The following is a 14,263-nucleotide window of genomic DNA, read 5'->3' on the forward strand; positions in this document are numbered from 1 at the left end:
TGTGTGTATGAAAAATAAAGCATCCTATATCATACTTCTTGCCTGGGTAATTATAACGGTCGGATGTAAGAAGACACCTCCAAACCTAAAGGAGGATACGGAGATTGAACCCCCGCAGAAGACAACGGTTTATAATTCTGATGTCAAGGAGAATATGATCAAAGACAGTGTCTTTTATTATACTAAACTATTTTCATTGTGGCAGGACAATATGCCACCAAAGAATTTGAATGACTTGAACAAACCCGATTTAATCCGTACAAAATATACGCAGTATTTCGAGCGAGGAGAACATGTGCTGGATTGGTTAGTGAGCCTAACTCCCAAAAATACCGAAACGGGACAGCCTATAGACAGGTACAGTTATTTGGATCGAGCGGGGGTGGTAAGTGGCGAAGTTCAAGACGCGATATCTACAAGTTTTGGAATGCAGGTGTTTTATCTACAAACAGAGAGCACTGGAAATAACGCGGATTTGTATGTCCGTATGGTTGAGAAAAATTCGTCGGCATGGGAGGTCGGAATGAGACGTGGTGATAGGATTATTAGTATCAATGGCGATACCAAGATAGACTATGATGCGCAGAAGGCACAAAGTTTTAGAAGCTTAAACGGTTATCTAAATGCATACACTTTGACTGTCGTATTCCAGCAGCCCTCAGGAACGATCTTAACGCAGACTATTACCCAAAAGCCATTTGAAAAAAATCCAATCTTAGATTACCGTGTTATTTTGAACAACGGTAAGAGGATTGGATATCTTGCTTTTAACTCTTTTCTAGCGATAGAAAAGTCGGAGAATGGAAATTGGATAAAAACTTCAATGTATGATAGATTTGAAGAGGCTCTGAAGAGTTTGCAAGGCATCGATGAGTTTGTTGTTGATTTGCGATATAATGGAGGAGGTGCTGTAATCACGGCCGAGTACTTGGCCGATTGGTTTGTGCCGGCTTCCAAAAACAAAGAGCTGATGTATACCTCTACGATGAATAGTTATTTTCAGAAAGAGGGGTGGACACGTCCTGGAGGTGAGTTTGGTCCAGTCTTTTTTAATAAAAGAGGAGGGATAGAATTAAAGCGTATATATTTCTTAGTGTCGAGTTCAACTGCATCCGCCAGTGAGCTTTTGATTAATGTGATGAAACCTCATATCCCTGCGTTTATGATAGGGACGAAGGCAGTAGATGCCAACGATAGAATAATTGACGAATATACCTATGGTAAGCCTGTTGGTTTTTGGGAATGGCCCATTGTGGAGGATGCGAATAACCCCGGCAATGATGTTAGTCTTTACCCGGCATCGTTCAAGACTTATAATAAACTTGGTGAGGGCGATTATTTTAACGGTATGAAGCCGAGTGCACATGTGTGGGAGTTTAGTAATTTTCTGGATTTTGGCCAGGAGGGAGAGTCTATGTTACGTGCTGCGATTACGCATATTAATACGGGCAGCTTTACGGCTCCATCTCTGCGATCAAGTGGTTTTGTCCGGAAAAACCGAGTTATGGACGAGCGGATACAACAAAGAAGTAATACGAGGGGACGTATGTTCAAGTTTAATAACGGGACATCACGTTTTAAAGAATAAGGTTATAGCTCCTCTCTAAAAAATCTAAATAGATGAGGAGAGCTACAAAATTCGTTTTATATTACAGTACAATTATATTGCGTGTAAACACGAATTTGTGTAGGTTTGGATTAGAGGGGGTAAATAAAACAGTGTCATTATGAAATCGAACAAACCGGCAACGATTAAGGAAATAGCGAGGAAATTAAAAATTTCACCATCGACAGTATCGAGAGCTTTGAATGATCATCCAAGCATAGGTCTGGTCACCACAATGCGGGTGAAAAAGATGGCAGAGGAGTTGAACTATGAACCTAACCAGACAGCTATCTTTTTTAAACAGCGCAAAACTTTTACGATAGGTGTTATTTTACCGGCATTATCTGAGCCTTTTTTTTCTTCCGCCATCAGTGCTATAGAAGCGATTGCGGAAGATAGAAAGTACACGGTGTTGTTAGGGCAGTCATTGGATGATGCCGATCGTGAGGCTAAAATTGTCGCTACTTTTAAAAAGCACCGTGTTGATGGTATATTGATGTCCCTCGGGAAGAATACAACGGATTTGAGCTTTGTAGAGGTTTTAGAGAGTTCGGATATACCGGTAGTATTTTTTGACTGTGTGCCAGAGTCTACCTCTGTCCATAAAGTTTACTGTAATCTGGCTACGGGGATGGATGAAGCTATTGAGGCATTTATTAGTCGCGGACATAAGAATATTGCATTGATCAATGGCCCCGAAACATTGCTTTCGGCGACGGAACGCACAGCTTCTTTCAGGGAAGCGTTAGTAAAGCATGATTACGATTTTAATGATAAGTATGTGGTGCACACAGACCTAACCGAACATGGGAATCATGCTGCTATGGAGCAACTGTGTGTATTGCCTGAGCGGCCTTCTGCTATCGTTTCTTTTAATGATTTTGTGACGTTGGATGTCATCAAGTACGCTAGAAGTAAGGGGATTATCGTAGGTCAGGACATGCATTTTATTAGTTTTGCGAATTATCCGCTGTGGAAATATATGGAAAACCCTCCTTTGGCTAGTATAGAGCAGTATCCCGATGAGCAAGGGAAAAAGGCGGCTGAGATACTTTTCGAAATTTTAGAAAGCAAAGAAAAGGTTGAACCTCAGGAGATAATCTTTTCTTCTAAATTAGTGCTGAAATAAAAAAAAGCGGATTTAATCCGCTTTTTTTATTTTCTATATCCTTTTATAAGTGGATTACTTCGCCGTATGCATCTGCAGCAGCTTCCATAATAGCTTCACTCATCGTCGGGTGTGGATGTACTGATTTAATCATTTCATGACCTGTAGTCTCTAATTTACGGGCTACAACAACTTCTGCGATCATCTCTGTTACATTTGCTCCAATCATGTGAGCGCCCAAAAACTCGCCATATTTTGCATCAAAAACTAGTTTTACAAAACCATCTTTTGCGCCTGCGGCAGAAGCCTTACCTGATGCTGAAAATGGGAATTTTCCAACTTTAACCTCATAACCTGCTTCACGGGCAGCCTTTTCAGTATACCCCACTGAAGCAATCTCCGGTGAGCAGTAAGTACATCCAGGGATATTGTTATAGTCGATAGGTTCAACATGTAGTCCTTTGATTTTCTCAACACAGGTTATACCTTCTGCTGATGCTACGTGTGCCAAAGCTTGACCTTTTACAATATCACCTATAGCATATACGCCATCTATGTTTGTTTTGTAATAATCGTCGACAACTACACGACCTTTATCTACTTTTACGCCTACCTCTTCAAGACCTAAGTTCTCGATATTTGGCATAATACCTACAGCCGAAAGAACAACTTCTGCTTCGATCACTTCAGTACCCTTTGCTGTTTTGATACTAACTTTAGAAAGAGCACCACTTGTATCTACAGATTGAACCTCTGATTTTGTTAGAATTTCAATACCAGCTTTCTTTAGAGATTTTTCTAATTGTTTAGAAACCTCCTCATCTTCCACTGGAACAATTCTGTCCATGAACTCAACGATAGTTACCTTCGTGCCGATAGCGTTATAAAAATAAGCAAACTCTACACCGATAGCTCCTGAACCAACAACTACCAAAGATTTTGGTTGAGTAGGTAGATTCATAGCTTGGCGGTAACCAATTATTTTTTTACCATCTTGTGGAAGGTTTGGCAATTCTCTAGAACGAGCACCGGTAGCTAGAATAGTATGTTTCGCAGTATATTCTTTTGTACTTCCATCCGCTGCTTTTACATCTATTTTACCGCCTTTTTTGATTTTAGCAGCGCCTAATATAACATCGATCTTATTCTTTTTCATTAAGAATTGGATGCCCTTACTCATGCCTTCAGCTACACCGCGACTTCTTTTTACAATAGCGCCAAAATCAGCCTCACCTCCTTGTACTTTAATTCCGTACTCTTCAGCATGGTTTAAATATTCGAAAACTTGTGCACTCTTTAATAAGGCTTTAGTTGGTATACATCCCCAGTTCAAGCAGATCCCACCCAAAGCTTCACGCTCTACAACGGCAGTTTTAAAGCCTAGTTGAGCTGCACGTATAGCTGCTACGTAACCGCCTGGGCCACTTCCAATCACGATGATGTCGTAGTTCATATATTTTTAGTATTTATATTAAACATATTTGCTCCCAAAAATACATCTTTTTATTGAAAGTATCTGTTTTTAAATAGACAAGTGACAGGCATTAATTGCGTCAATCGGTATTTGTATCGGATATATTAATAAAAACATGACATCCAATGAAATAGATTGTCAAAGGGCAGTCAATTCTATGAAATGATTTTTGAGAGGTCAAAGTTTGGTTTATTTTTGCCTGAAATAATTTATCACGATGTTACGTATTTTTCAGCAAGTTGCTCTTTGGGAGGCTATTTCCACCATTATTTTATTCTTTATCGCGATGCCGATTAAGTATGTTTTGCCACATCTTATGGATGTGCCAGATGACATCAGGAATGGTGCTGTACGCATAGCTGGTTCCATCCATGGTTTTTTGGTCGTATTGTTCGTTATTCTTTTGGTTGCGTGTTGGCAAAGTTATAGCTGGAAGTTCACCAGAGTTATTAAATACTTTGTATTATCGTTGATTCCTGTTGTTTCTTTCTGGGTGGAGCGTGACGTAAAGAAGGATCTTGTATCCTTCAAAAAGACAGTTAAAGCGGCTTAATAATTCATACGAATTCGCCAAGGACGTTACGGAGTCTCGTCCTTGGTGAATTTATCGACACTCATATACGCATAGGTTATCTCGGTCTTGCCATGCGGAGTCGGGGTACCGTCTTCATCTAGATTGACAAATACCAGTTTGTCAATAGAAAGTATTGTTTTCCGGGTTATCTTATTTCTAACCTCGCAGCGCATTGTAATCGAAGTACGTCCGAATTCTGTTGCGGTGATACCCAATTCTATAATATCGCCCTGTTTGGCTGAACTGACAAAATTTATTTCAGAAATATATTTGGTGACTACGTGCGGATTTCCCAATTGTACAATAGCGTAGATTACCGCCTCTTCATCAATCCATCGTAGTAGCGTGCCACCGAATAGCGATCCATTTGGATTTAGGTCTTCAGGTTTTATCCATTTACGTGTGTGAAAATTCATAGAACAATTAAAAGGTTAAAGGTAAAAACTAAAAAGGCAAGACTGAACATCTTGCCTTTTTTTATACTAAGCGTGAATAGCTCGATTTGCTGTTGCGGCCAATGCTGCTTCTTTCAGTGCTTCGGTATATGTCGGGTGTGCATGACATATTCTGCCGATGTCTTCTGCGGAAGCCCTGTATTCCATGGCTACTACTGCCTCAGCAATCATATCTGCTGCCCGTGGGCCGATCATATGTATACCCAAGACCTCATCTGTTTCAGCATCAGCTAATACTTTGACAAAACCATCGGTATCTCCTGAAGCTTTAGCACGGCCAGAAGCTTTGAATGAGAAGGAACCTGATTTGTATTTTTTACCTGCCTCTTTCAGTTGCTCTTCAGTCTGTCCTACAGATGCTACCTCTGGCCATGTATATACGACCCCCGGGATCAAGTTGTAGTCGATATGCGGTTTTTGACCTGCAATACGTTCTGCAACATATATGCCTTCATCTTCCGCTTTGTGTGCCAACATAGCACCCTTTACTACATCACCAATTGCATATACTCCTTCGATCGAAGTTTCCAAGTGCTCATTGACTGTGATTTTGTTGCCTCTCTCTTCTGGAGTGATTCCAATATTTTCTAAGCCTAGATCTTTGGTGTAAGCGATACGGCCTACAGATACAATACAGTAATCTCCTTCAAAAGAAACAGCTTGACCTTTACTGTCTTCAGCGGTAACGGTCACTTTCTTGCCTTTAGCGGAAGCTCCGGTTACTTTGTGTCCTAAGAAAAACTCCATGCCTAAAGATTTTTTAAGTACACGTTGGAGTTCTTTTCCTAAACCACCATCCATTGTGCTGATGATAGATTTAGCATACTCAATGACAGAAACTTTGGCACCCAAGCGTGCATAAACTGATCCTAATTCCAGACCGATTACACCACCACCAATAACAATAAGGTGTTTAGGTACTTCAGTAAGGTTTAATGCTTCTGTAGAAGTAATGATACGCTGTTTGTCAATAGGGAGGAATGGTAACGCTGTAGGTTTGGAACCTGTCGCGATGATTACATTCTTACCTGTGATTTCTTCTGTCGTACCGTCTTTTTTAGTGATTTTTATCGTGTTTTTATTGATGAAAGAACCTACTCCCTCGAAAGAGTCTACTTTGTTCTTTTTAAATAAGTAAGTGATACCTGCCGTATTTTGGGCAATGACATCGTTCTTACGATCGATCATTTTCTTAACATCTATTTTAAGACTGCTAAGACTGATACCGTGATCAGCAAAGGCATGAGCAGCATTGTGATAGTGCTCTGATGTGTCCAATAGGGCTTTAGAAGGGATACAGCCTACATTAAGGCATGTGCCTCCAAAAGTGCTGTATTTTTCGATTACCGCTGTTTTTAAGCCTAATTGGGCGCAACGGATAGCGGCTACATAACCACCTGGACCACTGCCTATAACTATAACGTCGTATTGCATGATTGCGAGTTTTAAATTTTGAGGCTAAGTTAAGACTTATCTCTAAGTAATTCCAAAATATTGATTCAAAAATCCCTCTTAAAGTTTCTGTTTATTTGGTTTTATCGCTTTTTAGCGATTTGCTTTGATGTTGAAAAACCATAACGATAGAAAAAAAATCATGATTCTTTTGGATCACCAGTAGGCATAAACCGATCCCGATGTTATCGGGAGAGCTCTTGAATGCCAATGCGAAAGAATAATAGCATGAAAAAAGTTCTTGATGGCCATTGAATACAGACACTTTCAGAAAAAAAGGCACGGAGTCGTGCCTTTAGTATAACGAAAAAAATCCGTTACGATTATTCAGCAACAATTTTTCCCTGCATTACGCCGTAGTGTCCCGGGAAACTACAGATAAAGGTGTATACGCCCTTATCTAAAGTTACAGTGATTTTATCTTGTTCACCTGGACCAAGCAATTTGGTATGTGCTACGATGGATGATAGTGAAGATTTAGGAATGTACTCGTTATCAGCTGCGGCAGACGCTTCACCGCCAAAAGTAGGTAAATCAACACCAGGATTAAGAATCACCAAGTTATGCCCCATTGATTCTTTTGGCATTGAACCTACATTTTTCAATGTTAACTCTAAAGGTTCTCCTGCTTTTACGCGGATCAGCTCCGTGTTAAATTTCATTTGATCGTTACCTTCTACAGTCCAGTTGTTTGAGATCGCTACATTTTCGATACCGGGAACCGTTTCAGCAGGAGATTCCGAAGTTGATTCTTCTGTTGTGTTTTGTGTTGAACTTTCTGTCTTCGTGTTGTTTCCTCCGCAAGCAGCTAGAGTTACAACGGCAGCTAAGGCTGGGATAAAAAATAATTTTTTCATTGAAATGTAATTAAGTTTAAGATTCTTATAAAGACTCTACTGTACGATAGCGTTAAGTTACACCGGGATTGTTGTTAACGATAAACAAATTAAAAACAGGTGTGAATACTGTTTACGCCATTATTCAATTGTTAAATAAAACGTCTAAAGGTACTAAAAATAAAAATCTTAGAGGGCAATTGAATCTCAAAATGTCAATTTGTTGACTTTCTCTGATTCGCATATTTTTGTTATTTTTTTGTAAAGCTCAGCAGGATCAAAAGGTTTACCGATAACTTCATCAGCACCTACTTGAAAAGCTGCTTGTTGTTCATGCTCAAGTACGGATGCCGATATGGTAATAATAGGTGTTTGTCTTCGCGTTGAGTTGACGTTGCTCCTGATTTCTTTAATAGCTTCAAATCCGCTCATGACTGGCATGTGGGTATCCATGAGTACCAAGTCAAAGTTGTCTTTTTCCAAAGCTTCTAATGCCAAGCGTCCATTCTTTACGACGGTAACATTGCAGTCCCAACTCTGTAATATATGTGCCAGCATAAAGCTGTTTAATTCATTGTCTTCGGCAACCAAAACGTTAAAACTTTCGAGTTTAGGGAATTGAGAGTAGGGGAGGTTAATTTCCCTTTTGATTTGTACCTTGTCTTTAACTTCTCTGATGTCTACAATGAATGAGAATTCGGATCCGTCACCGTACACGCTTTGGGCATGCACTTCACCATTTAAAAGTTCAGAAAGGCGTTTTACAATAGCTAATCCTAGACCAGTACCACCAAATTTTTTGGTGATTCCGTGATCACCTTGTTCAAATGCAAGAAATATCTTATCCACTGAGCCGGGCTTTATGCCGATCCCGGTATCACGGACTGAAAACTTTATTTTATGAATATTATCCGTAACATCTAGAGTCTGTACTGACAATGTTATCTTTCCTCTCTCCGTAAATTTTAAACTGTTGGATACAAAATTACTGATGATCTGTTCGAGTCGCAGGGAGTCAAAATGTACATGTTTTGGTAATTCTGAATCGAGTCTTACCTCAAACTCTAGCTTTTTGTCCGATGCTTTGATTTTGAACATCTGCCCGAGGTCTAAAAGTAGATTAGTGAGATGGAAGTCCTCCATTTCGATCTTCATCATACCCGAATCGATCTTTGAAATATCTAAAATATCATTGATAATAAGTAATAACGAATTCGAGGCAATCTCCAGTCGGTTGACCCAATCTAGCTGCTCAAAACTCAGGTTGGCATTTTTCAACATATGCACTATTCCTTTGATACCGTTGATAGGGGTACGGATCTCGTGACTCATATTCGCTAAAAATATTTCTTTAGATTTTCGTGCTTGTTCAGCTTCTTGACTGGCTTGTATCAGTGCCTTTTTGGAATGTTCAAGTTCGATATTCTTTTGGATTATTTCTTCCTGTATATGTATCTGTTTGATAAATGAGGTTACCTTAGCAATGGTGATTTCGGGATTGAGGGGCTTGTAAAGATAGTCTACAGCACCACTTTGTAAACCTTTGATCAGGTATTTGTCTTCTTTCGATATGGCTGTAACCATTACTGCCATGATGTGGCTTGTCTTTGGATTGGCTTTGAGTAAAGAAACAAATTCAAAGCCGTTTATTTCTGGCATTTGAACATCTACCAAAGCTAGAGATATATCGTTTTTCCAGCACAGTTTGAGTGCTTCATTCGGATCAGTGGAGCAGATGATATTAATATTTTCAATATCGGATAAAAGAGCCTGCAGGCTTATGATGTTCTCTTCTTTGTCGTCAAGTATTAATAAGTTGATATTTTTCATGTTAAAAAGAGATTGTAGCAAAAGTAACGTATTATTTCTTGATTTTTAAGTACAGTAGCAGCGGTAGCTTCTTGGATTCCAGAAAGAGGCATTGTATTAATTAAGGCTTCATCTGGATCCTGTATAAATGTCTTTCCTCCAAAATATTCCACGGTACTTAGGCCGCGGGCACCATCTATATTGGCTCCAGAGAATAAAAAAGCTTTACAGTTTTCTCGGTACACTTGAGCGCTCGTTTCAAGAAGAACGTCAATTGATGGTTTTGAAAAGTTAACATGCTCTGAGCTGTCCAGGGAAAATGTTCGGTCCGGCTCGACAAGTAGGTGGTAGCCTGCCGGTGCAAAATAAATATAGCCGTCTCTTATTTCCGTTTTGTCTGTCACAGATACAACAGGTCTGTTCAGTTTTTTTGAAAGACTAGTTTCGATTTTGGTGTTAAATGTACTACTGCGATGAATTACAATACACAAAGCATAGTCTATCTGTTGCGGTAATTTTTTCAGTATTTCAGTGATTAGTGTAAATGAACCTGCTGAGCCTCCAATGATTACTATTTTATCTGCAGTTTTTTTCATCCATTTAAATTGCTTTTTCATTTGCGATGAAACGATCATGATTTATTCATTCCTCTGTTCGATCGAATAAATCATGATCATTTCATCTAATTTTTTGGTAAATATTTAAGGCGTTATCAATAACTTTAAATTTACTCTTTATGGTATGTCCATATAGACTTTCTTTAGTCCCCAAACACAAGAAACCAAAAAGAGCTAATGATTGATAAAATAAATTTAAAGTTCGTTCCTGTAGTTCTTTATCAAAATAGATCATCACATTACGGCATAAGATCAGTTGAAACTCATTGAAGACATTATCTGACACTAAGTTATGTGTCGAAAAAAGCACCTTATTTCGGTATTCATTATTGATTATTGCTGCGTCATACATCGCTGTGTAGTGAGAGGCAAACTCTGACGGTAGTCCTGATTTGTTATAGTTCTCTGTATATGACTTGATTTTCTTTAACGGGTAAACTCCTTTTCGGGCAAAGTCCAACGCTTTAAGACTGACATCGGTTCCGTATATAAAGGATCTATCTAATAAATTATTTTCTTTCAGCAATATCGTGAGAGAGTAGGCTTCTTCGCCTGTAGCACAACCTGCACTCCATATCCTCAATTGCGGATAGGTCTCTAAGTAAGGGAATATCTTAATTTTTAACTGTTTGAAAAAATCGGGATCCCGGAACATCTCCGTTACATTGACGACCAGTTCCTGTATGAAATAATTCTCAAATCCGTCGACATTTAGTATCGCATTTTTTAGATCGAGTAAATCTATTTTTTCAACCATGAGAAAGCGCTCTACCCTTCGTTTTAATGAAGACTTGGAATATCCTGTAAGATCGAAGTCAGAGATGTTCTTCAGTAAATAGATGACTTCATCTAAATCAGCGAAACTGATGAATTCACTTTTATTTGCTACCCTAACCATACCTGCATTAATGATGTTAACTTGTCTATATCGATAGGCTTGCTGACATAATCATTAGCTCCTATTTGTATAGATTTCTCCCGATCGCCTTTCATTGCCTTGGCCGTGACGGCTAGAATTGGTACATTTTTATATTTTAGGTCCTCACGTATTATTCTGATGGCTTCGTAGCCGTCCATTTCAGGCATCATAATATCCATCAGAATAATGTCGACATTATTGTCTGGATTACTCATGATCTGTACAGCCTCTTTGCCATTATTGGCAATCTCAATATCCATCTCAAAACTTTGCAATGACGTAGTTAAGGCAAATACATTGCGCATGTCGTCATCGGCGACAAGAACCCGCTTTCCTTTTAAATTGGTTGTTTGTTGGATATTCCCCATATTCTTGATGGGTTGATAGGAGGAATCATTGATCTTGTTTAGAAAAAGATTCACTTCATCTATTAATCGGTCGCTTGATTTGTCTGATTTTAGAATCGTTGCTCTTGCATCTGCGATGATCTGATCATATTGCTCTTTAGGTAGCTCATAGGCTGTATTGATGATGATTGGAATATTTACTAAACGGGGTGTTTTTTTTATTTTTTCAATCAGATTTAGACCATTCCCATCCGGAAGTTGCATGTCAAGAATAATACAGTCAATATTCGTTTCTTCAGAGAGTTTGTCCCATGCTGCAGCTAATGAAAACGCCTGAATGACGTTGATGCTATGGTCAGCAAATGAATCCTTGATAAAATCACTCTGAAGCTCCTGATCCTCGATCAATAAGATTTTTTTGACGGCCTGACTTAGGTTAAGATTGATGGTTTCAAAAGTATGCTGGATCGTATCTGCTGTCACTGGCTTGTGCATAAATCCTATAGCACCTTTTTCTAAGAAATCTTTTTTATTGAAAGTCGCTGCAGACATCATGTGTACAGGAATGTGTTTGGTCACAGGGTTTTCTTTGAGAAGTCTTAATACTTCCCAGCCATCAGCTATAGGAAGCATAACGTCAAGGATGATGGCGTCAGGAACGGTTTGTTGTGCTACCTCTATTCCTTTGGCCCCATCATGTGCAAGACTGACCACAAATCCGTACTCTTCGGCGAAGCCCTTTAAGATATCAGCAAAATTGATGTCATCCTCTATAATCAGAATTGACCTTTCTTTTCCTATATCCAATGGTTTACTTTCGATAATTGGCATTACCGAGCTAGTTTGTATTTCTTTTTTCTCTATGGGCAGTTGTGTTTTTGGTATAACTATAGTTTCAGATATAGTTTCAGACGGCGTATAAGGGATGATCAGGGAGAAAGTACTTCCTGTTCCGATCCGGCTTTCCAGCGTAATCCTACCTCCGAGTAGGGATGCTATTTCACGACTAATGGATAGACCTAGTCCAGTCCCACCATATTTACGGCTTGTGGAGCCATCTTCTTGTCTAAAGGCTTCGAAGATGAGTTCTTGCTTTTCAGATGAAATACCTTTCCCAGAGTCCTTGACCTCAAAGCATAGATTGTTGGCTTGCATTTTTATGCTAAACTCTACCGTACCGTTAAAGGGCGTGAATTTAAATGCGTTTGAAAGAAAATTTTTGATAACCTGTTGTAAGCGATACTCGTCACATAAAAAGTGTCTAGGTACATCGTCGGCTATTTTTGTTGTAAATGTTATACCTTTATCTTTCGCTACTGCTTTAAAGAGTTCTTCGGTGTTGCTCGCAAAATCTTTGGAATATATTTTTTCAATGTTTAAGTCTATTTTTCCTGATTCTATCTTAGCTAGATCCAAAAGTTCGTTGATCAATTCAAGGAGGTCTGTGCCCGCCCCATGTATTACACTGGCGTATTTTACCTGCTCTGTGTTTAAGTTTTTTAATTTGTTATCCTGCAATAGCTTTGCCAATATCAGAATGCTGTTGAGTGGAGTCCGTAGTTCGTGGCTCATATTGGCCATAAATTCAGACTTATATTTGCTGGCTTGCTGCACTTCTGCTATTTTTTGCTCCACGACTCTGTGGGCGTTGTTTAAGTCTGTATTTCTTTTTTCGACTTCGGCAGCTTTTTGATTGAGTTCCAGATTGGTTTGAGTGAGTTCTTCTTGTTGTACACGAAGCTCTTCTTCAGAGGATTCCAAAAGGTGTGTTTTATGTATTAATTCCTCGTTGGTGATTCGTAGTTCTTCCTGCTGTGCCTCTAGCTCCTCTGTCTGTCTTTGCGTTTCTTCCAGCAATTGTTCGACCAATAGATGGCTCTGTCCAAATTTGATACGGGTAGCGATCAATTTACTGATTCGTGTCAAGAAATCTTTATATTTTTTTTGTTTTTCAGGGGGGCATAATGATGCTATTTCAATGATGCCGAGGCAATGGTCCTCATGTATCAATGGCGAAATGAATACAGTAGCTGGTAATTGATGGAGTGTAGCCGTATTTGTATTTAAATGATTCGTGTCTTCTATTTTTTGTATGACAAAGCTTTTATCTTCTGCGATTTTGCCTAAGAAACCTTCTCCACTTGCAAAATTTTCAAGATTTAGTGTGTTTTTTAGACCTAAAGCTGCAGTTCTTTCGAATTGGTAAGAGTCCAATTTTCTTATATATATTGCAATCGCCTGTATTGAAAGGTGTTCGTTGAGTAATTTGACGACGATCTGGCTTATTTTATAGCTGTCATCAATACCACTTATTCTGTCTGCGAGATAAGCACTTTTTTCCAGGACCCAGTTTGTCTCTTCAATTTGTATTCGAGCCTCCTCAAACTCTTTGTTTACACTCTTCAGTTCGTTGCTGGATTTGCGGAGTTGCATGAGGATCTGGAATATTTTATAGAAGGAATAGGCAATCATTAGTAAGCTGATGATAATCAGGCCTATCGTAATGTTTTCAACATCGTTGATGTCTTTTTCGTTTTTTACCATCTCTATTGCTCGATTAGCAATAACAGATTCTATAAATATGTTGGTCGCTTCCAAGTTTTTTTTCTCCTCTTTGAGCCAATAATTGATCGTCTCATCCTTGGTTAGTCCTTTATCAGGTGATGACAATGTGTTTAATACGGTCTCAATACGGTCAATGAGGTGTTTTGCGTTTTCGTTGTTCTGAGAGCTTAGCATCTTTACATTTGCGACTTGCTCTTCTAAGTTGTCGATATTTTTAGAGATTTCGACTTCAGCGCCGTTGATTCCCTTTATGAAATCTATCCTTGCTCTAGTTAAGTTATAAAATTCTTTGTTAACACTTGTAGCTAACTGTAATTGTTCTTGCGAGTTTGTTATTATTTCGTCGTTTCTAAACATGAAGTTAGAAAACTGACTAAATAAATGTATGATTGACAACAGGATAATACTGGTAGCGATGCCAATGCTTATAAAAACCTGGGTTTTTAATTTGTTTCGTTTATTCATGTTTATGGTATCTAGACTGTTTTTTTGATCCATTAG

General features: G+C 38.8%; 11 protein-coding genes. 3 read left to right on the plus strand and 8 right to left on the minus strand.

Annotation, left to right across the window (positions count from 1 at the left end):
* Positions 1–7: 7 nt before the first annotated feature.
* The gene (locus tag G7B18_RS16735; RefSeq protein ID WP_164112850.1) at positions 8–1,588 is read left to right on the plus strand and encodes a S41 family peptidase; all 1,581 of its coding nucleotides are present in this window, start codon (positions 8–10) and stop codon (positions 1,586–1,588) included.
* Positions 1,589–1,727: 139 nt separating this feature from the next.
* Positions 1,728–2,735, plus strand: a complete 1,008-nt coding sequence (locus G7B18_RS16740; RefSeq protein WP_164112849.1) for a LacI family DNA-binding transcriptional regulator — start codon at positions 1,728–1,730, stop codon at positions 2,733–2,735.
* 43 nt (positions 2,736–2,778) lie between these two features.
* Here the strand turns inward: G7B18_RS16740 and lpdA (G7B18_RS16745) are convergent, their stop codons facing one another.
* Positions 2,779–4,167 (minus strand): dihydrolipoyl dehydrogenase, encoded by a 1,389-nt coding sequence (gene lpdA, locus G7B18_RS16745; protein ID WP_164123526.1) that lies wholly within the window; start codon positions 4,165–4,167, stop codon positions 2,779–2,781.
* 238 nt (positions 4,168–4,405) lie between these two features.
* Between lpdA (G7B18_RS16745) and G7B18_RS16750 the strand changes: the two genes are divergently transcribed.
* Positions 4,406–4,741 carry a DUF3817 domain-containing protein gene (locus G7B18_RS16750; protein ID WP_164112847.1) on the plus strand — a complete coding sequence of 112 codons (336 nt, stop codon included), beginning with the start codon at positions 4,406–4,408 and terminating at the stop codon, positions 4,739–4,741.
* Between the two features lie 26 nt (positions 4,742–4,767).
* Here G7B18_RS16750 and G7B18_RS16755 read toward each other — a convergent pair whose 3' ends face one another.
* The 7 genes from G7B18_RS16755 to G7B18_RS16785 form a co-directional block, all read right to left on the minus strand.
* Entirely contained in the window at positions 4,768–5,178 is a 411-nt protein-coding gene (locus tag G7B18_RS16755) for an acyl-CoA thioesterase (protein ID WP_164112846.1), read from the minus strand.
* Positions 5,179–5,244: 66 nt separating this feature from the next.
* Positions 5,245–6,651: a dihydrolipoyl dehydrogenase gene (gene lpdA, locus G7B18_RS16760; protein ID WP_164112845.1), complete on the minus strand. Its 1,407-nt coding sequence runs from the start codon at positions 6,649–6,651 to the stop codon at positions 5,245–5,247.
* A 341-nt stretch (positions 6,652–6,992) separates the two neighbouring features.
* Positions 6,993–7,526, minus strand: a complete 534-nt coding sequence (locus G7B18_RS16765) for a plastocyanin/azurin family copper-binding protein (RefSeq protein WP_164112844.1) — start codon at positions 7,524–7,526, stop codon at positions 6,993–6,995.
* A 186-nt stretch (positions 7,527–7,712) separates the two neighbouring features.
* Positions 7,713–9,335: a response regulator gene (locus G7B18_RS16770; RefSeq protein WP_164112843.1), complete on the minus strand. Its 1,623-nt coding sequence runs from the start codon at positions 9,333–9,335 to the stop codon at positions 7,713–7,715.
* Positions 9,332–9,910, minus strand: coding sequence for a chemotaxis protein CheB (locus G7B18_RS16775; RefSeq protein WP_164112842.1), 579 nt, complete (start codon positions 9,908–9,910; stop codon positions 9,332–9,334). The genes G7B18_RS16770 and G7B18_RS16775 overlap by 4 nt, the downstream gene beginning before the upstream one ends.
* Before the next feature lie 82 nt (positions 9,911–9,992).
* Positions 9,993–10,829: a CheR family methyltransferase gene (locus G7B18_RS16780; RefSeq protein WP_164112841.1), complete on the minus strand. Its 837-nt coding sequence runs from the start codon at positions 10,827–10,829 to the stop codon at positions 9,993–9,995.
* Entirely contained in the window at positions 10,817–14,227 is a 3,411-nt protein-coding gene (locus G7B18_RS16785) for a response regulator (protein ID WP_164123528.1), read from the minus strand. Before G7B18_RS16785 ends, G7B18_RS16780 begins: the two co-directional genes overlap by 13 nt.
* Positions 14,228–14,263: the final 36 nt, after the last annotated feature.

The sequence above is a fragment of the Sphingobacterium sp. xlx-130 genome (assembly GCF_011007405.1).
Classification (GTDB): Bacteria; Bacteroidota; Bacteroidia; order Sphingobacteriales; family Sphingobacteriaceae; genus Sphingobacterium; species Sphingobacterium luzhongxinii.